General features: G+C 72.5%; 15 protein-coding genes. 4 read left to right on the top strand and 11 right to left on the bottom strand.

From position 1 onward, the window contains the following. The first annotated feature begins 69 nt into the window (after positions 1–69). Positions 70–1,014, top strand: a complete 945-nt coding sequence (locus AC07CM_RS15985; protein WP_478876986.1) for a hypothetical protein — start codon at positions 70–72, stop codon at positions 1,012–1,014. Between the two features lie 30 nt (positions 1,015–1,044). On the opposite strand, the gene AC07CM_RS15990 is transcribed toward AC07CM_RS15985, so the two are convergent. Genes AC07CM_RS15990 through AC07CM_RS16000 form a run of 3 tightly spaced genes read right to left on the bottom strand, consistent with a single transcriptional unit; the run spans position 1,045 to position 2,995 of the window. Further along, the gene (locus tag AC07CM_RS15990; protein ID WP_478876987.1) at positions 1,045–1,353 is read right to left on the bottom strand and encodes an AzlD domain-containing protein; all 309 of its coding nucleotides are present in this window, start codon (positions 1,351–1,353) and stop codon (positions 1,045–1,047) included. Further along, positions 1,350–2,132, bottom strand: coding sequence for an AzlC family ABC transporter permease (locus AC07CM_RS15995; protein WP_478876988.1), 783 nt, complete (start codon positions 2,130–2,132; stop codon positions 1,350–1,352). The genes AC07CM_RS15990 and AC07CM_RS15995 overlap by 4 nt, the downstream gene beginning before the upstream one ends. Positions 2,133–2,155: 23 nt before the next feature. Beyond that, positions 2,156–2,995 (bottom strand): AraC family transcriptional regulator, encoded by an 840-nt coding sequence (locus tag AC07CM_RS16000; RefSeq protein WP_478876989.1) that lies wholly within the window; start codon positions 2,993–2,995, stop codon positions 2,156–2,158. Positions 2,996–3,279: 284 nt separating this feature from the next. Here AC07CM_RS16000 and AC07CM_RS16005 point away from each other — a divergent pair, with 284 nt between their 5' ends. Genes AC07CM_RS16005 through AC07CM_RS16015 form a run of 3 tightly spaced genes read left to right on the top strand, consistent with a single transcriptional unit; the run spans position 3,280 to position 9,985 of the window. Further along, positions 3,280–8,271 (top strand): ATP-dependent helicase, encoded by a 4,992-nt coding sequence (locus tag AC07CM_RS16005; protein ID WP_478876990.1) that lies wholly within the window; start codon positions 3,280–3,282, stop codon positions 8,269–8,271. A 58-nt stretch (positions 8,272–8,329) separates the two neighbouring features. After that, positions 8,330–9,184: an Fpg/Nei family DNA glycosylase gene (locus AC07CM_RS16010; RefSeq protein ID WP_478876991.1), complete on the top strand. Its 855-nt coding sequence runs from the start codon at positions 8,330–8,332 to the stop codon at positions 9,182–9,184. 36 nt (positions 9,185–9,220) lie between these two features. Further along, entirely contained in the window at positions 9,221–9,985 is a 765-nt protein-coding gene (locus AC07CM_RS16015; protein ID WP_478876992.1) for an SDR family NAD(P)-dependent oxidoreductase, read from the top strand. A 348-nt stretch (positions 9,986–10,333) separates the two neighbouring features. Here the strand turns inward: AC07CM_RS16015 and AC07CM_RS16020 are convergent, their stop codons facing one another. The 8 genes from AC07CM_RS16020 to AC07CM_RS16055 form a co-directional block, all read right to left on the bottom strand. Then, positions 10,334–10,804 (bottom strand): Dps family protein, encoded by a 471-nt coding sequence (locus tag AC07CM_RS16020; protein ID WP_478877005.1) that lies wholly within the window; start codon positions 10,802–10,804, stop codon positions 10,334–10,336. Between the two features lie 215 nt (positions 10,805–11,019). Then, positions 11,020–11,394, bottom strand: a complete 375-nt coding sequence (locus AC07CM_RS16025) for a helix-turn-helix domain-containing protein (protein ID WP_030655977.1) — start codon at positions 11,392–11,394, stop codon at positions 11,020–11,022. A gap of 109 nt (positions 11,395–11,503) precedes the next feature. Further along, positions 11,504–12,049 (bottom strand): CinA family protein, encoded by a 546-nt coding sequence (locus tag AC07CM_RS16030; RefSeq protein WP_478876993.1) that lies wholly within the window; start codon positions 12,047–12,049, stop codon positions 11,504–11,506. Then, positions 12,046–12,822 (bottom strand): CDP-diacylglycerol--glycerol-3-phosphate 3-phosphatidyltransferase, encoded by a 777-nt coding sequence (pgsA, locus tag AC07CM_RS16035; protein ID WP_478876994.1) that lies wholly within the window; start codon positions 12,820–12,822, stop codon positions 12,046–12,048. The genes AC07CM_RS16030 and pgsA overlap by 4 nt, the downstream gene beginning before the upstream one ends. Then, positions 12,819–14,291 carry a 30S ribosomal protein S12 methylthiotransferase RimO gene (gene rimO, locus AC07CM_RS16040; protein ID WP_478876995.1) on the bottom strand — a complete coding sequence of 491 codons (1,473 nt, stop codon included), beginning with the start codon at positions 14,289–14,291 and terminating at the stop codon, positions 12,819–12,821. Before rimO ends, pgsA begins: the two co-directional genes overlap by 4 nt. Positions 14,292–14,385: 94 nt before the next feature. Further along, a complete protein-coding gene (locus AC07CM_RS16045; protein WP_478876996.1) occupies positions 14,386–15,228 on the bottom strand; it encodes a helix-turn-helix domain-containing protein in 843 nt (280 codons plus the stop codon). 278 nt (positions 15,229–15,506) lie between these two features. Continuing rightward, the gene (locus AC07CM_RS16050; RefSeq protein ID WP_478876997.1) at positions 15,507–18,233 is read right to left on the bottom strand and encodes a DNA translocase FtsK; all 2,727 of its coding nucleotides are present in this window, start codon (positions 18,231–18,233) and stop codon (positions 15,507–15,509) included. A gap of 124 nt (positions 18,234–18,357) precedes the next feature. Continuing rightward, positions 18,358–19,035, bottom strand: coding sequence for a response regulator (locus tag AC07CM_RS16055; RefSeq protein ID WP_478876998.1), 678 nt, complete (start codon positions 19,033–19,035; stop codon positions 18,358–18,360). Positions 19,036–19,112 lie beyond the last annotated feature (77 nt).

Below are 19,112 nucleotides of genomic sequence, written 5' to 3' on the forward strand. Positions count from 1 at the left end.
CCCGCCCCTTGGGGTGGGCCCTGCCGGGGACCGCATGCCGAGACCGCTTTCCGTCCTACGGTCTTTCGCATGGCCGAAACAGGAGCTTCCCCACTCCCCCTTACGCCCCCGGCGCGCTCCCCGCTCTTCCGCGCCGAACAGTTCGTCTGGCTCACCGCGCGCGTGCTGGAGCAGCGGCTCTTCGCCTACCACTTTCTGAACGGCGCCGCCGATCCGGTGGAGGCCGCGCTGGACGCCTACCGCAACGAGGACGGCGGGTACGGGCACGCGCTGGAACCCGATCTGCGCGGCCCCGTGAGCCAGCCCCTGCATACCGGACACGCGCTGCGGGTGCTGGACGCCGTCGGGCGCTGCGGTGGGCAGCGGGTGGAACGTGTGTGCCGCTATCTGACCTCCGTCTCGACCTCGGACGGTGCCCTTCCGGCGATCCATCCCAGCCAGCGCGGCTATCCGGCGGCACCGTTCGTACCGGTCGTGGACGACCCGCCCAGCGAGTTGCTCGCCACGGGACCCGTGGTGGGCCTGCTGCACCGCAACGAGGTGTGGCACGCCTGGCTGTTCCGGGCCACCGACTTCTGCTGGCAGGCCGTGGAGACCCTGGGGAAGTCCCACCCCTATGAGGTGGAGGCCGCCGTGGCCTTCCTGGACTCCGCCCCCGACCGCCGGCGCGCGGAGGCGGCCGCCGACCGTCTCGGCCGCCTGGTGCGCGAGCAGCGGCTGGCGGCACTGGACCCGGAGCGCCTCGACGCCTTCCCCGTCGCTCCCGGCTATGCGCCGGGCGAGCACCACTTCCCGCACGACTTCGCGAAGGACCCGCAATCGCTCGCGCGCGCGTGGTTCACGGACGAGGAGATGGCGCGCTCCCTGGACTTCCTCGCCGCCGAGCAGCGGGAGGACGGCGGCTGGCCGATCCGCTGGCGTCAGTGGGCGCCGGTTCCCGCGTCGGAGGCACGCCCCATGGTGACGATTCAGGCACTGCACACCCTCAGGGCGTACGGCCGCTTCGTGGGCTGAGCCCCACCGCGCCGGGCCGAGCGGCCGTGGTCACCCGCCGATCGCCCGCACTCCCGCCGTCACCACCACGGCCGCCGCGACGACCAGCAGGAACGGTGCGCGCAGCGCCAGGGCCACGGCGGCCGCGCCGAGCCCCGCGGCCCTGGCGTCCAGCACGAGCGCGTGCCCGTCGGCGAACGTCTGCTGGGCGGTGAGCGCGGCGAGGAGGGCGACGGGCAGCAGGGCGGCGAGCCGCCGTACCAGCGGCCGCTCCACGGCACCGGCGGGCACGAGCAGTCCGGCGAGCTTGACGGCGTAGCAGCCGAGTGCGGTCGCGCCGATCGCGATCCAGGTGTTCATCGAGCCTTCTCCGATCCGTCCGCTCCGCCCTGTATGCCCGGCAGGTCCGTTTCCTGCCGTCCGGTACGACGGCCGCGCCGGCCCTCGACGAACAGCGCGGCCGGCGCCGCCAGTGCCGCCACGAGGACCGGTACGCCGGCCGGCAGGACGGGCAGCAGGCCGAGGCCCAGCAGGATCGCGAGGCCCGCGACCGCGCGTTCGGTGGGCGTCTTGAGCATCGGGGCGAGCAGGGCCAGGAAGACGGCGGGACCGGCCGCGTCCAGACCCCATGCGTCCGTGTCCCCGATGGCCTTCGCGCCCAGCGCGCCGAGCAGCGTGGTGAGGTTCCACAGCAGGTACAGGCTGAGCCCGGTCACGGTGAAGCCGATCCGCGCGGCCCGCCGGGTCGGCTGGGCCAGGGTCACCGCCGTGGTCTCGTCGATCACCCACTGCGCGGCCAGCGGCCGCACCGCGCGCGGGAGAGCCAGCAACTGCGACAGGCGCAGCCCGTAGAAGGCGTTGCGCACGCCCAGGAAGAAGGCGCCGGCGGCGGCCGTGAACGGGTTGCCGCCGGCGGCGAGCGCGCCCACGAGGGCGAACTGGGAGGCGCCGGTGAACACCAGGAGGCTGAGCGCGCAGGTCTGGAGGAGCCCGAGTCCGCTGCCGGCCGAGGTGACCCCGAAGGCGAATCCGGAGAGCCCGACCGCGACGCCGACGCCCAGGGCGTCCCGTACGACCGCGGCGTCCGGTTTGTGCGTGCCGTCGGCGGTCATGTCCGCGAGTGCTGTCTGTTGTGCCACGCCCCGGACGGTACGGGCGGACGTCAGTCCGGGTCTTGTACGTTCTTGCGCTCCCGTTGGTAGGCGCCCGGAGGTACGCCGACGATCCGGGTGAAGTGCCGGTTGAGGTGCGGCTGGTCGGTGAAGCCGACGGCGAGGGCCGCCTCGGCGGGTGCCGTCCCCGTGTCCAGCAGCAGCCGCGCGCGCCGGACCCGGGCGTCGGTCAGCCAGGTGTGCGGCGGCATCCCGTACGCGTCGCGGAAGGCCCGCAGCAGGGCGAACGGGCTGGTTCCCAGGTCCGTGGCGAGGCGCTCCAGGGTCGGCGGCCCGGCGATCCGCTCCTCCAGCACGGCACGCGCGCGTGCCGCGATCCGCGCTCCCGCCGTCCGCGTCGGCCGCTGCGGCAGCGGCCCGCCGTTGAGCCTGAGCAGCCTGGTCACTGCCACGCGCAGCAGGGTGTCGGCGGCCAGCGCGTTGCCCTCCTCGGCGGCGCGGAGCACCTGGTGGACCAGGCGGACGGTGTACGGGTCGTCGAGGACGGGGCTGACGAAGCCGGGCGTTCCGCGGATGCTGGTGGTCTCGGCCGCGATCTCGGCCACCAGCTCGGGCGAGGGATAGACCGCGCCGTAGCGCCAGCCCTCGGGCACGCCCGCCCGGCCGGTGTGCGGGGTGTCCGGATTGACCAGCGCGAGGGCTCCCGCACCGGCCGACACGTCCGAGCCACGGTGCTGGAAGACCTCGACGCCGTCGGCGATGGCCGCAATCACGAAGTTCTGGTGGGTGTGCCGGACGAAGGTCTTGTGGATGTACCGGGCACGCAGCAGGTCGACACCGGGCAGCTCCTCGTACCGCCAGTGCCGTGCCCGCTCGACTGAACCCGCCACACATCCATTCTCCGCGACGCGCATTCCGCACACGGCCACAGGTACGGAGGCCCGGACTCCGCCCGCCCCACCGGCCAGTCCCCAGCAGTCCCCGGCAGCGTCAGCCGCCATCGCGCCCACGGCTCCCCGCCGGTCCCACCCGCCGCCGCGGTCCGCGGCCGGCACCACCAGCTACCGAGACCTCCGCGACGCCGCTCCGGCGAGTCCCGGCTCCCCACACACCCGCGCCCTCCTGTTTCCGCAGGTCACCCCCATTGTCAGTGGCCGGGTGCAGGATTGGAGGCATGGTCAGCTCCGCACACCGAGCCCTCGACGGCTTCTCGCCCGCGACCCGCGGCTGGTTCACGGGGGCGTTCTCCGCGCCCACCGCGGCCCAGGCGGGCGCGTGGCAGGCCATCCGGGAGGGCTCGGACGTGCTGGTGGTCGCCCCCACCGGGTCCGGCAAGACGCTGGCCGCGTTCCTCGCCGCCCTGGACCAGCTGGCCTCGACCCCTCCCCCTGCCGACCCGAAGAAGCGCTGCCGGGTGCTGTACGTCTCCCCGCTGAAGGCCCTCGCGGTCGACGTGGAGCGGAACCTCCGCAGCCCCCTCACCGGCATCCGCCACGAGTCCGTGCGCCTGTGCCTGCCCGAGCCCGAGGTCAAGGTGGGCATCCGCTCCGGGGACACTCCGGCCGCCGAGCGGCGCGCCCTGTCCACGCGTCCGCCGGACATCCTGATCACCACCCCCGAGTCGCTGTTCCTGATGCTGACGTCGGCCACCCGCGACGCGCTGACGGGCGTGGAGACGGTGATCCTGGACGAGGTGCACGCGGTCGCGGGCACGAAGCGCGGCGCGCACCTGGCGCTGTCCCTGGAGCGCCTGGACGAGCTGCTGCCTCGGCCGGCCCGCAGGATCGGCCTGTCGGCGACCGTGCGCCCCGTGGACGAGGTGGCCAGGTATCTCTCGCCGCGCCGCAAGGTGGAGATCGTCCAGCCGGAGTCCGGCAAGGAGTTCGACCTCTCCGTCGTCGTCCCGGTCGAGGACATGGGCGAGCTGGGCGGCTCCCCCGCGGCCGACGGCAACGAGGGGGCGGAGCGGCCGTCGATCTGGCCCCATGTGGAGGAGCGGATCACCGACCTGGTCCAGGCCCACCGTTCCACGATCGTGTTCGCGAACTCGCGTCGCCTGGCGGAGCGGCTGTGCAACCGGCTCAACGAGATCGCCTACGAGCGGGCGACCGGCGAGACCCTGGACGAACACCATTCACCGGCCGAGCTGATGGGCGGCTCGGGCGCGGCCCAGGGCGCGCCCCAGGTGATCGCCCGCGCGCATCACGGCTCGGTCTCCAAGGAGCAGCGCGCGCTCGTGGAGGAGGACCTCAAGGCGGGCCGGCTGCCCGCGGTGGTCGCGACGTCCAGCCTGGAGCTGGGCATCGACATGGGCGCCGTCGACCTCGTCGTGCAGGTCGAGTCCCCGCCCTCGGTGGCGTCCGGACTCCAGCGCGTCGGCCGCGCGGGACACCAGGTGGGCGCCGTCTCCACGGGCGTGGTGTTCCCCAAGTACCGGGGCGACCTGGTCCAGGCGGCCGTGGTCACCGAGCGGATGCGCTCGGGCGCCATCGAGTCCCTGAAGGTCCCCGCGAACCCGCTGGACGTGCTCGCCCAGCAGCTCGTGGCCATGACCGCGCTGGACACCTGGCAGTTCGACGACCTGCTCGCCGCCGTTCGCCGCGCGGCTCCCTTCGCCTCACTGCCCGAGTCGGCGTTCACTGCGACCCTGGACATGCTCGCGGGCCGTTACCCGTCCGACGCGTTCGCCGAGCTGCGCCCTCGCGTGGTGTGGGACCGCGTGACCGGCGCGATCACCGGCCGCCCGGGAGCCCAGCGCCTCGCCGTCACCTCCGGCGGCACGATCCCCGACCGGGGCCTCTTCGGGGTGTTCCTCGCCGGTTCCGACCCCAAGAAGGGTGGCGGCCGGGTCGGTGAGCTGGACGAGGAGATGGTGTACGAGTCCCGGGTCGGGGACGTCTTCACACTGGGCACGAGTTCCTGGCGCATCGAGGACATCACGCGCGACCGGGTCCTGGTCTCCCCCGCGCCCGGCGTGCCCGGCCGACTGCCCTTCTGGAAGGGCGACCAGCTGGGCCGCCCGCTGGAACTGGGGCGCGCGGTGGGCGCGTTCCTGCGCGAGGTGGGCTCGCTGCCCAAGGACGACGCCCGGCTGCGCCTGCTCGCCGCCGGCCTGGACGCGTGGGCCGTGGACAACGTGCTGTCCTACCTGGACGAGCAGCGTGAGGCCTGTGGCCATGTCCCGGACGACCGCACGATCGTGGTCGAGCGCTTCCGCGACGAGCTGGGCGACTGGCGGGTCGTCGTCCACTCCCCCTTCGGCGCCCAGGTGCACGCCCCCTGGGCCCTCGCGCTCGGTGCCCGCCTCTCCGAGCGGTACGGCATGGACGCGCAGGTCATGCACGCCGACGACGGCATCGTGCTGCGCCTGCCGGACGCCGACCTGATGGGCCTGGACCTGCTCGACCAGGAGCCCGTGAGGGCCGGCACGGAGTACGACAGCGAGCAGGCGCCGGTGGGCGCGGGGGACGTCACCTTCGACAAGGGCGAGGTCGACCAGATCGTCACCGACCAGGTGGGCAGCTCCGCCCTGTTCGCCTCCCGGTTCCGTGAATGCGCCGCCCGCGCGCTGCTGCTGCCGCGCCGCAACCCCGGGAAGCGCACCCCTTTGTGGCAGCAGCGCCAGCGGGCTGCCCAACTGCTACAGGTGGCCAGCGAGTTCGGCTCGTTCCCGATCGTCCTGGAGGCGGTCCGCGAGTGCCTCCAGGACGTCTTCGACGTTCCCGGCCTCGTGGAGCTGATGGGCGACATCGAGGCCCGCAAGGTCCGCCTGGTCGAGGTCACCACCCCCGAGCCGTCGCCCTTCGCCCGCTCCCTGCTGTTCGGGTACGTCGCCCAGTTCCTGTACGAGGGCGACTCCCCGCTCGCCGAGCGCCGCGCCGCGGCACTGTCCCTGGACTCGCGGCTGCTGGCCGAGCTGCTGGGCCAGGCGGAGCTGCGCGAGCTGCTCGACGCGGAGGTGCTGACCGAGCTGGAGCGCGAACTCCAGCGGCTGACGGAGGACCGCCGGGTCAAGGACGTGGAGGGCGTGGCCGACGTGCTGCGGCTGCTCGGCCCGCTGACCGAGGCCGAGCTGACCGAGCGGGGCGCCGACCGGCAGTGGGCGCGGGAGCTGGCCGGCGCCCGCCGGGCCATCCGGGTCCGCATCGCCGGTGCCGACCACTGGGCGGCCGTCGAGGACGCGGGCCGCCTGCGCGACGCGCTCGGCACGGCGCTCCCCGTCGGCGTCCCCGAGGCCTTCACCGAGCCGGTGAAGGACCCGCTCGGCGACCTCCTCGCGCGCCACGCCCGCACCCACGGCCCCTTCACGTCGGCCACCGCGGCGGCCCGCTTCGGCCTGGGCGTGGCGGTCACCGAGGGCGCCCTGCGGCGGCTGGCCGCGAACGGCCGTGTCGTACAGGGCGAGTTCCACCCGGCCGGCATCGGCCAGGAGTGGTGCGACACGGCCGTGCTGCGCCGGCTGCGCCGCCGTTCCCTGGCCGCCCTGCGGCACGAGCTGGAGCCGGTGCCACCGGCCGCGCTGGCACAGTTCCTGCCGCAGTGGCAGCACATCGGGTCGGGGCACGGACTGCGCGGCATCGACGGGCTGGTGCGCGCCGTCGAGCAGTTGCAGGGTGCCTCGGTACCCGCCTCGGCGCTGGAGAAGCTGGTCCTGCCCTCCCGGGTGGCGAACTACACGCCCTCGATGCTCGACGAACTCACCGCAGCCGGCGACGTTGTGTGGGCCGGAGCGGGCGCCCTGCCCGGCAAGGACGGCTGGGTCTCCCTGTACCTGGCGGACGCGGCCCCGCTGCTCCTGCCGCCCGCGCACCCCCTGGAGCTGACCGCGCTCCACCAGTCCGTCCTGGACACCCTCTCCGGCGGTTACGGCCTGTTCTTCCGGCAGATCGCCGACCAGGTCCGCGCCACCACCCACCCCGACGCCACCGACCCCCAACTGGCCGACGCCCTCTGGGACCTGGCGTGGTCGGGGCGGCTCACCAACGACACCCTCGCCCCGATGCGCTCCCTGCTGGGCTCCGGCCGCACGGCGGGTTCGACGGCCCATCGCGCCAAGCGCACCGTCCCGCGCGGCCGTTACGGCTCCCTGACCGCCGCGGCACGCGCCGTCTCCCGCACCGGCCCGCCCACGGTGGCCGGCCGCTGGTCCCTGCTGCCCGCGGCCGAACCGGACGCCACCGTGCGCGCGCACGCGCTGGCGCGCACTCTCCTCGACCGGCACGGCGTGGTCACCCGGGGTGCCGTAGCCGCGGAGGGCGTCGAGGGCGGCTTCTCCGCGGTGTACCGCGTGCTGTCCGCCTTCGAGGACAGCGGCCAGGCGCGGCGCGGTTACGTGGTCGAGGGTCTGGGCGCCGCCCAGTTCGCGATGGACGGCGCGGTCGACCGCCTCCGCGCGGTGTCCAACGCCCGCGACCGGGGCGAGGGCCTGCCCGCCCCGGCCTCCGGCTTGGGCGGCGGAAACCCCCCGCCCTTCCCCGACGGCGGGCACGCGACCCCGAACGTCTTCGACCAGGCCGACGGCGGCTTCGGCCACCCGGGCCTCGACGGAGACTTCGCCTGGCCGCCCGAGGACCACCCGGCGGCCTCCGGCGACTTCGGCCGGCCGGCGAAGCAGCACGCGAGCGACTACGTCTCGCCCCGAGACCTGGCTCCGGCCGCCGGCACCTTCGACTCCCCCGGCTACGGCGGCCCCCGGGGCGGCGGCTCCGCCTCTCCGTACGGCTCACCGGCGGCCCGCGGCTTCGGCGACCGCCGTACGCGCTCGTCGTCACCCGATCCCCGCGCCGTGGTCCTGGCCGCGGCCGATCCCGCCAACGCCTACGGCGCGGCCCTCCCCTGGCCCGAGCCGCCGACCGGGGCCGGGCACAAGCCGGGCCGCAAGGCGGGCTCGCTGGTCGTGCTGGTGGAGGGCGAGCTGACGCTGTACATGGAGCGCGGCGGCAAGACGCTGCTGGCCTGGCCCTCCGCCCCGGACGCCGAGGCCGGCGACGACCCGCGGCTGCGGATGGCCGCGGAGGCCCTGGCAGCGGCCGCCCGCGCCGGTTCCCTCGGCACGGTCACGGTGGAGCGGGTCAACGGCACCCAGTCCCTGACCTCCCCCATGGGCGCCCTTCTGGAGGCGGCGGGATTCATCGCGACTCCGCGCGGCCTGCGGCTCAGGGCATGATCACGGCGCCTTCTGGCGCGGACCGCCGTGGCTCAGCCCACCGTGGCACCCTTGACGCATGCCTGAAGGTGACACGGTCTGGCAGGCCGCGCGGCGGCTGCACGAGGCCCTCGCGGGCAAGGTGCTGACCCGCAGCGACTTCCGGGTGCCGAAGTACGCGACGGTCGACCTCACGGGCCGTGCGGTCCTGAGCACGATCCCCCGCGGCAAACACCTGCTCACCCGCTTCGAGGGCGACCTGACCCTGCACACCCATCTGCGCATGGAGGGCTCCTGGAAGGTGTTCGGCGCGGGCGAGCGCTGGCGGGGCGGCCCGGCCCACCAGATCCGCGCGATCCTAGGCACCACCGATCGCACGGCCGTCGGCTACCGCCTCCAGGTGCTGGAGTTCCTGCGCACCGGCGAGGAGGAGCGCGTCGTCGGCCACCTCGGCCCCGATCTGCTCGGCCCGGACTGGGGCCCCGAGCGCGCCCTCGCCAACCTGCTCGCGGACCCCGCCCGCGCCCTCGGCGAGGCCCTGCTGGACCAGCGCAATCTCGCCGGGATCGGCAACGTCTACAAGAGCGAGCTGTGCTTCCTGCTCGGCGTGACCCCCTGGCTGCCCGTCGGAGCCCTGCCCGCGGACCGCGCCGCCAAGCTGCCCGCCCTCGCCAAGAAGCTCCTGGAGGCCAACCGCGACCGTCCGGTCCGCCAGACCACGGGCCTGCCCCGGCAGGACCTGTTCGTGTACGGCCGCGCACCCCGCCCCTGCCTGCGCTGCGGCACCCGGGTCCGCGTGGCCGACCAGGGCGATGGATCGCAGGAGCGGCCCACCTACTGGTGCCCGGCCTGCCAGCCGGGTCCCGCGCCCGCGCCCGGAGAGGCGCAGAGATGGCGTGAGCGGTATCCCCGCCGGCCGTCCCCGTCCAACTAATTGACGATCCGTCAGATTCGCTCGTACGGTCCGTGTATGCCCCTCAAGGCGTACGACCTCACCGGACGCACCGCGTTCGTCACCGGAGCCGCCGGCGGCATCGGGCGGGCCTCCGCCGTGCTGCTCGCCGAGGCGGGAGCCACCGTGCACTGCGCCGACCGGGATCCGGACGGCCTGCACGGCACGGCCAAGCTGATCGAGGACCGTGGCGGCACGGCCCGTACCCACGTCCTCGACGTCACCGACCGGACGGCTCTCGCCGAGGCCGTCCGCTCCTGCGGGCACCTGGACGTGATGGCGGCGATCGCCGGGATCATGCACAGCAGTCCCGTCCTCGACACCAGGGACGAGGACCTGGACCGGGTGCTGAACGTCAACTTCAAGGGCGTGCTGTACGCCTGCCAGGAGGCGGCCCGGTCGATGCTCGCCCACGACACCCGGGGCAGCATCGTCACCATGGCCTCCGGCGCGGTCGACACCGGCGGTCCGGGGCTGCTCTGCTACGGCGCGGCCAAGGCGGCCGTGGTGCAGTTGACGAAGACACTGGCCACCGAGGTCGGCCGGCACGGCATCCGGGTCAACGCGGTCGCCCCGGGCTGGATCCGCACTCCCATGACCGAACGCCACGACCGGGGCGCGCAGGCCCACACCGAGGCCCTGATGGCCCGGATGTCCCCGCTGGGGCGGGTCGGCGAGCCGGACGACGTCGCGTCCGCCGTCCTGTATCTGGCGTCGGACGCGTCGGGGTTCATGACGGGTCAGATTCTCCGCCCGAACGGGGGTGTGGCGATGCCCTGGTGACGTCCGCCGTCCGCCAGGCGGCCGTCCACCGCCCCGTTTCCACGGCGCCGACCGCCCGCCCCTTGGGCACACAGTGCACCGGGAGCACACTCAGGCCCCAACCCCCGAGCACGAGGGCCTCTTCGATCACCCCGGAACCCGCCTCCAGGGCTATCCGCAGCACCGCCCACCACCACACCGCCCCCAGCCCGAGCACAGCCCCCCAGCGCGCCACCCGCCTCACCATGGCCGCCACCTCCAGCCGGACGCCAGAACGCCACGAGACCCGCGCGGGAGGCGCACCGAGGGCTCACTGTCGCAAGGCCACCCGAACCGGCACCGGGGGCACCGGTTCCGAGAGCCGGCCTCCTACGCGTTCTCCGCCTGGAACATCCAGTGATGCTTCTCGAGATCCGCCGTGATCCCGATGAAGATGTCCTGGGACACCGGGTCCGCCGCGCCGGTCGCGTTCACCCGCTCGCGCATCCGGGTGATCACCGCACCGAGGGCGTCCACCAGCGCACGGACCGCGTCCGTGTCCTTGATCCAGCCGGCCGGGGTGGTCCCGATGCCGCTGCCGGAGGACACGGTGGCCGCGCGTCCGTCGGGCGGGACGCCGAGCGCGGAGGCCCGTTCGGCCACGGTGTCGGAGTGGGTGCGCGCGGAGTCGACGACCTCGTCGAGCTGGAGGTGGATGGACCGGAAGCGGGGTCCGACGACGTTCCAGTGGACCTGTTTGGCGACCAGCGAGAGGTCCACCAGGTCGACCAGGGCGCCCTGCAGCGCCTCGGAGACGGTCTTCAGGTCGGCGTCGGGCAACGGGCTCTTCACGACGTACATCCGGTTCCTCCGGTGGTTCGGCGCCGTCACGTCCCTCCACCATGACCGCCCCACCAGATACCGGCAAATGGACGTAAAGAGACATGAATCACTCGAACGTGGGAGACGGGAAATCCCGGGCAACGCGAAACCCCGGCCGGGCTTCCCCAGGTCTTCCTGGGCAAGCCCGGCCGGGGCTTCACACGTATCGGGTCGCTAAGCCGCGCACGCGCACGTCACGCGGCGACCACGTCCACTGCCTCCGCGGGCGCCTTGATGGTCACCCGTTCCGGTGGCACACCGGTCACCGACACGGAACCCAGCATCGGACGGACCGGCGTGGGCACGGGCTCGGTGGCCCGGGCGGACTGGGCCAGTTCGGCGAGCGCGAGCTCATCGCTCACTTCTCGCATCAGTTCCGACATCCGTACGTCCAGCGCGTCGCAGATGGCGGAGAGCAGCTCGGAGGAAGCCTCCTTCTGCCCCCGCTCCACCTCGGAGAGATAGCCGAGTGAGACTCGGGCGGACGAGGAGACTTCGCGCAGAGTACGGCCCTGGCGTTGGCGCTGCCGACGCAGCACGTCACCAAGCAGGCGACGGAGCAGAATCATCGGTGGCTCCCTCCTCGGACCGCGTAGCCGCATCCTTCTCGCCCCACCGTACCGCCTCGCGCCGCGGCCGTGCGGGGAGCGATGTCGTGTTCACTCAGGGCTGCAAACATCAAAACCCCCCGTTCCGTTCCGTATCCTGTGCCCGCTCATTCCCAGTCTGTTCGCCCGCAAGCTCCCTCAGAAGCAGTGCGAGTACGCTCCGTACACTCTCCATACGAATTTCCGCACGGTCGCCGTTCAACCGCAGGGCTTCGACTTTTCCGCCACTGGCAGAACCGGAGCCGGGCGCGAGCGGCCCGTCGACGGCCACGAAGACCGTTCCGACGGGCTGTCCGTCCTGCGGATCGGGCCCCGCGACACCGGTCGTCGCGATGCCCCAGTCGGCTCCCAGGGCCTTGCGCACCCCGGTCGCCATCTGACCCGCGACCTGCGGATCCACCGCTCCCCGCTCCGCCAGGAGGGTGGCGTCGACCGCCAGCAGCCCGTGCTTCAGCTCGGTGGCGTAGGCGGTGACCGAACCCCGGAAGACCTTGGACGCCCCGGGGACCGCCGTGATCTCCGCCGCGACCAGACCACCGGTGAGCGACTCCGCGACGGCGAGGCTCTCGCCCCTCACGGTCAGTAGTCGCACCAGTTCGGTGGCCGGGGAACTCACGCGTCCTTCTCCTCCAACGCCGCCGCGCGCTCGGCGATTCCCCGCCGGCGCAGCACAACGGCCTGTCTCACGTAGTCGAGGCCGGTCACGACCGTCAGGACGACCGCGACGGCCATCACCCAGAACCTCGCGGTGGCCAGCCATCCCGTCAGTGCCAGGACGTACATCCCGACGGCCACGCCCTGGGTGAGCGTCTTGAGCTTGCCGCCACGGCTCGCGGGGATCACGCCGTAGCGAATGACCAGAAAACGCAGCAGCGTGATGCCGAGTTCCCGGCCGAGGATCACGGCCGTCACCCACCACGGCAGATCGCCGAGGGCCGACAGACAGATGAGCGCCGCCCCCATGATCGCCTTGTCGGCGATGGGGTCGGCGATCTTCCCGAAGTCGGTGACCAGGTTGTACGTGCGCGCCAGATGCCCGTCGAACAGGTCGGTGATCATGGCGATGGCGAACGCCGCCCAGGCGAGCGAGCGCCAGGCCGGGTCGTAGCCCCCGCCCGCCAGCATCAGCGCCACGAAGCCGGGCACGAGCAGCAGCCGCAGCATCGTCAGCAGATTGGCGACATTCCACACACTGGCCTGGTTGACGGCCGCGGCCGCCAGCTTCGCGCCGCGCGGGGAACGCGCACCCTCCAGGTCGGCGGCGGGACCGACGGAACCAGAGACAGAACCGGAGACCTCGGGAGCAGCGCCGTCGGCAGCGGCGGCGGAACCCCGGGCGCTCTGCGCGCCGGAGGAGCCACCCGCGGCGGATGCCGGGACTCCGGTCATCTGCCCGCCTCCTCACTACACGCGAACGAGCCCGCCAGCGGCTCGGCAACCAGGTCGACACCCTCCGTACCGACCACCTTCGCCTCGACCATACGTCCGACGCTCAGGCCCGCGCCGCTCGTGAGCAGCACCTGCCCGTCCGTCTCCGGCGCCTGGTGCTCGGCACGGCCGTACACGCCCTCGTCCTCGTCCACGGACTCCACGAGGACGCGCACGCTCTGACCGGCGCGCTCCTCCGCCCGCTGGGAGACGAGTTCCTCGGCGAGCCGGGAGATGTGGGCGAGGCGCTCGGCGACGACGTCCTCGTCGAGCTTGTGGTCGTACGTCGCCGCCTCCGTGCCCTCCTCGTCGGAGTAGCCGAAGACACCGATGGCGTCCAGGCGGGCGCCGTTCAGGAAGCGCTCCAGTTCGGCCAGGTCCGACTCGCTCTCGCCGGGGAAGCCGACGATGAAGTTGGAGCGCACGCCGGCCTCGGGGGCCTTGGAGCGGATGGTGTCCAGCAGTTCGAGGAACCGGTCGGTGTCGCCGAAGCGGCGCATGGCGCGCAGCACGTCGGGCGCGGAGTGCTGGAAGGACAGGTCGAAGTAGGGGGCGACCTTCGGGGTGGAGGTCAGCACGTCGATCAGGCCGGGGCGCATCTCGGCCGGCTGCAGGTAGCTCACGCGCACCCGCTCGATGCCGTCGACCTCGGCCAGATCGGGCAGCAGGGACTCCAGCAGGCGGATGTCGCCCAGGTCCTTGCCGTAGGAGGTGTTGTTCTCGGAGACCAGCATGATCTCCTTCACACCCTGCTCGGCCAGCCAGCGGGTCTCGTTCAGCACGTCGCTCGGGCGGCGGGAGATGAAGGAGCCACGGAACGACGGGATGGCGCAGAAGGAGCAGCGCCGGTCGCAGCCGGAGGCGAGCTTGACCGAGGCGACCACGGAGCCGTCCAGACGGCGGCGCAGGGGCGCGCGCGGGCCGGAGGCGGGCGCGACCCCCTCCGGGAGGTCGGCGGGGCCGTGGCCGGGCAGCGCGACGGACGCGGCGGAGTCCTGGCGCTCGGCCGGGCTGATCGGCAGCAGCTTGCGGCGGTCGCGCGGGGTGTGGGAGGCGTGGATGCCGCCGGACAGGATGGTCTGCAGACGGTCGGAGATGTCAGCGTAGTCGTCGAAGCCGAGCACCCCGTCGGCCTCGGGCAGCGCCTCGGCGAGTTCCTTGCCGTACCGCTCGGCCATGCAGCCCACCGCCACGACGGCCTGGGTTCTGCCCTGGTCCTTGAGGTCGTTGGCCTCGAGCAGGGCGTCGACGGAGTCCTTCTTGGCGGCCTCGACGAAACCACAGGTGTTGACCACGGCGACATCGGCGTCCGCGGCGTCCTCGACGAGCTGCCAGCCGTCCGCCTCCAAACGGCCTGCGAGCTCCTCCGAGTCCACCTCGTTACGGGCGCAGCCGAGAGTGACGAGTGCGACGGTACGGCGTTCAGGCATGGGCTCAAGACTACTTTGTCTGTCAGACACCCCATGTCGAAGGGGTTGGCCGATCTTGGCCAACCCCTTTCACATCAGCTCCCCCAAGGGCCGCTCATCCGGCCTCGGGGTCGCCCTTGGTGTACGTGAGGCGCTCCACGGCGCCCTTCTGGAAGTTGTCCTCGATCTTCTTGCCGTTGACGTACAGCTGGATCGCGCCGGCGTCGCCCAGGATCAGGTTGATCTTGGAGCCGTCCTGGAAGGTCTTGGACTCGCCCTGCTTCAGCAGCCCGTCGAAGAGCATCCGGCCGTTGTGGTCCTTGGCGGAGATCCAGCTGCGCCCGTTGGCCGCGCTGACCCGGACGGTGACCTTGTCCTGCGGCGCGGCCGCGATGGCGCTGTCGGACGCCTCCGAGGTCGGCTGGTCGGGCTTGTCCTTCTTGGGGGTGGGCGAGGCGGACTTGGCGGGGGTGTTGGTGGCGCCCTCGGCGACCTGCGACTTGGCGTCGTTTCCGCTGTCGCCGCCCTTGAACGCGGTGAACCCGACGAAGCCGATGACGGCGACGATCGCGGCGACCATGGCCGCGGTCCAGTTGGGCCCGCGGCGCTCGGGGCGGATACGTTCCGCCTCGAACAGGGGCGCGGCGGGGGTGGGCGCGGGCCGCCCGCCGTGCTCGGCGTCGTACTGCGCGATCAGCGGTGCGGGGTCGAGGTGTACGGCCCTGGCCAGCGTGCGGATGTGCCCGCGTGCGTACACGTCACCGCCACAGGGGGCGAAGTCGTCCGCCTCGATGGCGTGCACGATGGCGATACGGACACGAGTGGCACTGCTGACGTCGCCGACGGTGAGCCCGGCCGCGATGCGCGCCTGCTGCAGGGCGCGGCCCACGGAGGGACGGGCTTCCTCGGACACGTCTTGGAACGGACGCTCGTCTTCAGGGGAGTTGCCGATGGACACGGGGGCGCCTTTCGAGCGTTTGAGCCACCTGTGCTGGAGGTTCAGTCTAGGGCGGGAGCGAAAGGGTGGGGCAACCGGGCGGTGGGACTTGTACGCCGATCGGAAGGTCCGGTCATCCCGACGGCGGGACAGTCACATACCCCAGGATGGGGTCTGTAGCTGTCCTTTCGCTCAACTTGACGTACGGCAAAGGGAAACGGTTGCTCGCCGCTCTCTAACGGGTGGATCACGACGATGCCGCCACCCGGCGTAAGCCGACACGCCGGATGGCGCGCTCCCTACCCGTCAGACTCCCCGCGAATCACCGCGAGCACGCCGTCCAGCTCGTCAGGCTTCACAAGAACGTCACGTGCCTTCGAACCCTCACTGGGGCCGACGATGTTCCGGGACTCCATGAGGTCCATCAGCCGCCCCGCCTTGGCGAAGCCGACGCGCAGCTTGCGCTGGAGCATGGACGTCGACCCGAACTGGGTGGAGACCACCAGCTCGGCCGCCTGGCACAGCAGGTCGAGGTCGTCGCCGATGTCCTCGTCGATCTCCTTCTTCTGCTTGGTGCCCACGGTGACGTCGTCCCGGAAGACGGGCGCCATCTGGTCCTTGCAGTGCTGGACGACGACCGCGACCTCCTCCTCGGTCACGAACGCGCCCTGCATACGGGTCGGCTTGTTCGCTCCCATCGGCAGGAACAGGCCGTCGCCCTTGCCGATGAGCTTCTCGGCGCCGGGCTGGTCGAGGATGACCCGGGAGTCGGCGAGCGAGGAGGTGGCGAACGCCAGCCGCGAGGGCACGTTGGCCTTGATGAGACCGGTGACCACGTCGACCGACGGGCGCTGGGTGGCGAGCACCAGGTGGATGCCGGCCGCGCGCGCGAGCTGCGTGATGCGCACGATCGAGTCCTCGACGTCCCGCGGGGCGACCATCATCAGGTCGGCCAACTCGTCCACGATCACCAGCAGGTACGGGTACGGCTGCAGCTCCCGCTCGCTGCCCTCCGGCGGCTTGACCTTGCCCTCGCGGACCGCGCGGTTGAAGTCGTCGATGTGCCGGTAGCCGTACGCCGCGAGGTCGTCGTAGCGCAGGTCCATCTCGCGTACGACCCACTGCAGGGCCTCGGCGGCCCGCTTGGGGTTGGTGATGATCGGCGTGATCAGGTGCGGAATGCCCTCGTAAGCGGTCAGTTCGACGCGCTTGGGGTCGACCAGGATCATCCGGACGTCCTCGGGGGTCGCCCGCATCATGACCGAGGTGATCAGGCAGTTGATGCAGGACGACTTGCCGGAGCCGGTGGCGCCGGCGACCAGCATGTGCGGCATCTTCGCCAGCGAGTGCATCACGTACCCACCCTCGACGTCCTTGCCGAAGGCCACCAGCATCGGGTCGTCGTCCTCGGCGGACTCCGCGAGGCGCAGCACGTCGCCGAGGTTGACCATCTCCCGGTCGGTGTTCGGGATCTCGATGCCGACCGCGGACTTGCCGGGGATGGGGCTGATGATCCTTACGTCGGGGCTGGCGACCGCGTACGCGATGTTCTTCGTCAGCGCGGTGATCCGCTCGACCTTCACGGCGGGGCCGAGTTCGACCTCGTAGCGGGTGACCGTCGGGCCACGGGTGAAGCCGGTGACGGCCGCGTCGACCTTGAACTCGGTGAAGACCTGGGTGAGTGAGGCGACGACCGCGTCGTTGGCGGCGCTGCGCGCCTTCCCCGGCCCCCCGCGCGTGAGGAGGTCCAGCGACGGCAGCGCGTAGGTGACGTCCCCGGAGAGCTGGAGCTGCTCCGCGCGCGCGGGCAGGTCGCGAGGCGCCTCGGGGGCCGCCTTCGTGAGGTCCGGGACGCTCCCGCCCGTCAGCTTCTCCTGCTTGGGGCGGGAGGCCGGCGCCGGAACCGGTGCCGACGTCGGGGCCGGAGCAGGTGCCGGTACCGGTGTGGTGTCCTCGCGCTCACCGACGCTCACGCCCTGGGTGAGGTCGGCGACGAGCGGGGACGGCGGCATGCCGTGCAGGACGGCACCGTCGAGCGCGGCGGCGGCCGCCGCCGCGACGTCCACGGCGTCCATCTGCCGCTGCAGGTCGGGCTGCGGCACCGCGGAGCGCCTGGGGCGGCCACGGCGCTGCGAGAGGGCCTCCTCCTCGGCGCTCTCGGGGTCGTACGCCTGGGGGTCGCTCCGGCGCCTGCGGGGGCGCGCGGGAAGCGCCTCGCGCCACTGCTCGTCGTACCGCTCGTCGTCCTCGGAGGCCGCGTACTCCTCCGGGTCGGGCAGCAGGCCCAGGCGCACGCCGAGAGCGCGCAGCCGCTGCGGGATGGCGTTGACGGGGGTGGCGGTCACCACCAGCAGTCCGAAGATCGTCAGCAGCACCAGCAGCGGTACGGCGAGCACCTCGCTCATGGTGTACGTCAGCGGGGTCGCCGCCGCCCAGCCGATGAGGCCGCCGGCGTCCCTTATGGCCTGCATGCCGTCGCTGCGCGCGGGCGCGCCGCAGGCGATGTGGACCTGGCCGAGCACGCCGATGACGAGCGCGGACAGGCCGATCACGATCCGGCCGTTGGCCTCCGGCTGCTCCGGGTGCCTGATGAGCCGTACGGCGATCACCGCGAGCAGTATCGGGACCAGCAGGTCGAGCCGGCCGAAGGCGCCGGTGACCAGGATCTCCACCAGGTCGCCGACCGGACCGCGCAGATCGGCCCAGGTGCCGGCGGCGACGATCAGCGCGACGCCGAACAGCAGCAGGGCGACGCCGTCCTTGCGGTGGGCCGGGTCGAGGTTCTTCGCGCCCTGCCCTATGCCCCGGAAGACGGCGCCGACGGCGTGCGCCAGGCCGAGCCAGAGGGCGCGCACCAGCCGGTACACACCCCCCGTGGGGCTCGGTGCCGGCTTGGGCGGCGCGGCCTTCTTCGCCGGAGCCTTCTTGGCGGGCGCCTTCTTCGCGGCGGCCTTCCGCGCCGGAGCCTTCGCGGGAGCGGCCGCCTTCTTCGCGGGCTTCTTGGCTGCGGAGGGACGTGGGGCCATGGGTGTGAGGTTACCGGTGGAGACGACAGCGGACACGTGTGCCCACTGCTTCACCCGTTCGTGTCGCCTTTGTCGAGGCGCTGAACTGACGCACGCTCATGGACAACTGTCCTCCCGGCGGGCTTCAGTTCTGCGTCGAGACCGTAGCGCCGCCGCCCGTGCCCGGCTCCAGGGCGTCGAGGGCGCGGCGCAACCCCGTGAGTTTGCGTTCGAGATGGGCGGCCGTGGCCACCGCGGCCGCGTCCGCCGACTCGTCGTCCAGCTGCTTGGACAGGGCCTCCGCCTGCTCCTCCACGGCCGCGAGCCGCGCCGACAGCTCGGCGAGCAGCCCCGCCGACTCCTTGCCCCCGACCGCGCTCTTGCCGCCGCCCTCCAACTGGAGCCGCAGCAGCGCCGCCTGCTCCCGCAGCTGGCAGTTCTTCATGTACAGCTCGACGAAGACCGAGACCTTGGCGCGCAGCACCCACGGGTCGAACGGCTTGGAGATGTAGTCGACCGCACCCGCCGCGTAACCGCGGAAGGTGTGATGAGGGCCGTGGTTGATCGCGGTCAGGAAGATGATCGGGATGTCCCGGGTCCGCTCGCGCCGCTTGATGTGCGCGGCGGTCTCGAATCCGTCCATGCCCGGCATCTGGACATCCAGCAGAATGACCGCGAAATCGTCCGTGAGCAGTGCCTTGAGCGCTTCCTCCCCGGACGATGCCCGCACCAGCGTCTGATCGAGCGCCGAGAGGATGGCCTCCAGCGCCAGCAGATTCTCCGGCCGGTCATCGACCAGGAGGATCTTGGCCTTCTGCACCATGGCCCGCCCTCCTCGCCCCGGCGGTACACCGGGCGCCGCCCCAGGGGACGACTCCCTTTCGCCGCCCGTCCTTGTGC

The sequence above is a fragment of the Streptomyces sp. NPDC044061 genome, assembly GCF_056434305.1.

Bases quoted from the DNA above. Each gene is read 5' to 3' on its own strand.
- AC07CM_RS16010 (WP_478876991.1), top strand. From the start codon at position 8,330: ATGCCTGAAGGTGACACGGTCTGGCAGGCCGCGCGGCGGCTGCACGAG.
- rimO (WP_478876995.1), bottom strand. From the start codon at position 14,291: ATGCCTGAACGCCGTACCGTCGCACTCGTCACTCTCGGCTGCGCCCGT.
- AC07CM_RS16020 (WP_478877005.1), bottom strand. From the start codon at position 10,804: ATGTACGTCGTGAAGAGCCCGTTGCCCGACGCCGACCTGAAGACCGTC.
- AC07CM_RS16025 (WP_030655977.1), bottom strand. From the start codon at position 11,394: ATGATTCTGCTCCGTCGCCTGCTTGGTGACGTGCTGCGTCGGCAGCGC.
- AC07CM_RS16050 (WP_478876997.1), bottom strand. From the start codon at position 18,233: ATGGCCCCACGTCCCTCCGCAGCCAAGAAGCCCGCGAAGAAGGCGGCC.
- AC07CM_RS15990 (WP_478876987.1), bottom strand. From the start codon at position 1,353: ATGAACACCTGGATCGCGATCGGCGCGACCGCACTCGGCTGCTACGCC.
- pgsA (WP_478876994.1), bottom strand. From the start codon at position 12,822: ATGACCGGAGTCCCGGCATCCGCCGCGGGTGGCTCCTCCGGCGCGCAG.
- AC07CM_RS15985 (WP_478876986.1), top strand. From the start codon at position 70: ATGGCCGAAACAGGAGCTTCCCCACTCCCCCTTACGCCCCCGGCGCGC.
- AC07CM_RS16015 (WP_478876992.1), top strand. From the start codon at position 9,221: ATGCCCCTCAAGGCGTACGACCTCACCGGACGCACCGCGTTCGTCACC.
- AC07CM_RS16055 (WP_478876998.1), bottom strand. From the start codon at position 19,035: ATGGTGCAGAAGGCCAAGATCCTCCTGGTCGATGACCGGCCGGAGAAT.
- AC07CM_RS16005 (WP_478876990.1), top strand. From the start codon at position 3,280: ATGGTCAGCTCCGCACACCGAGCCCTCGACGGCTTCTCGCCCGCGACC.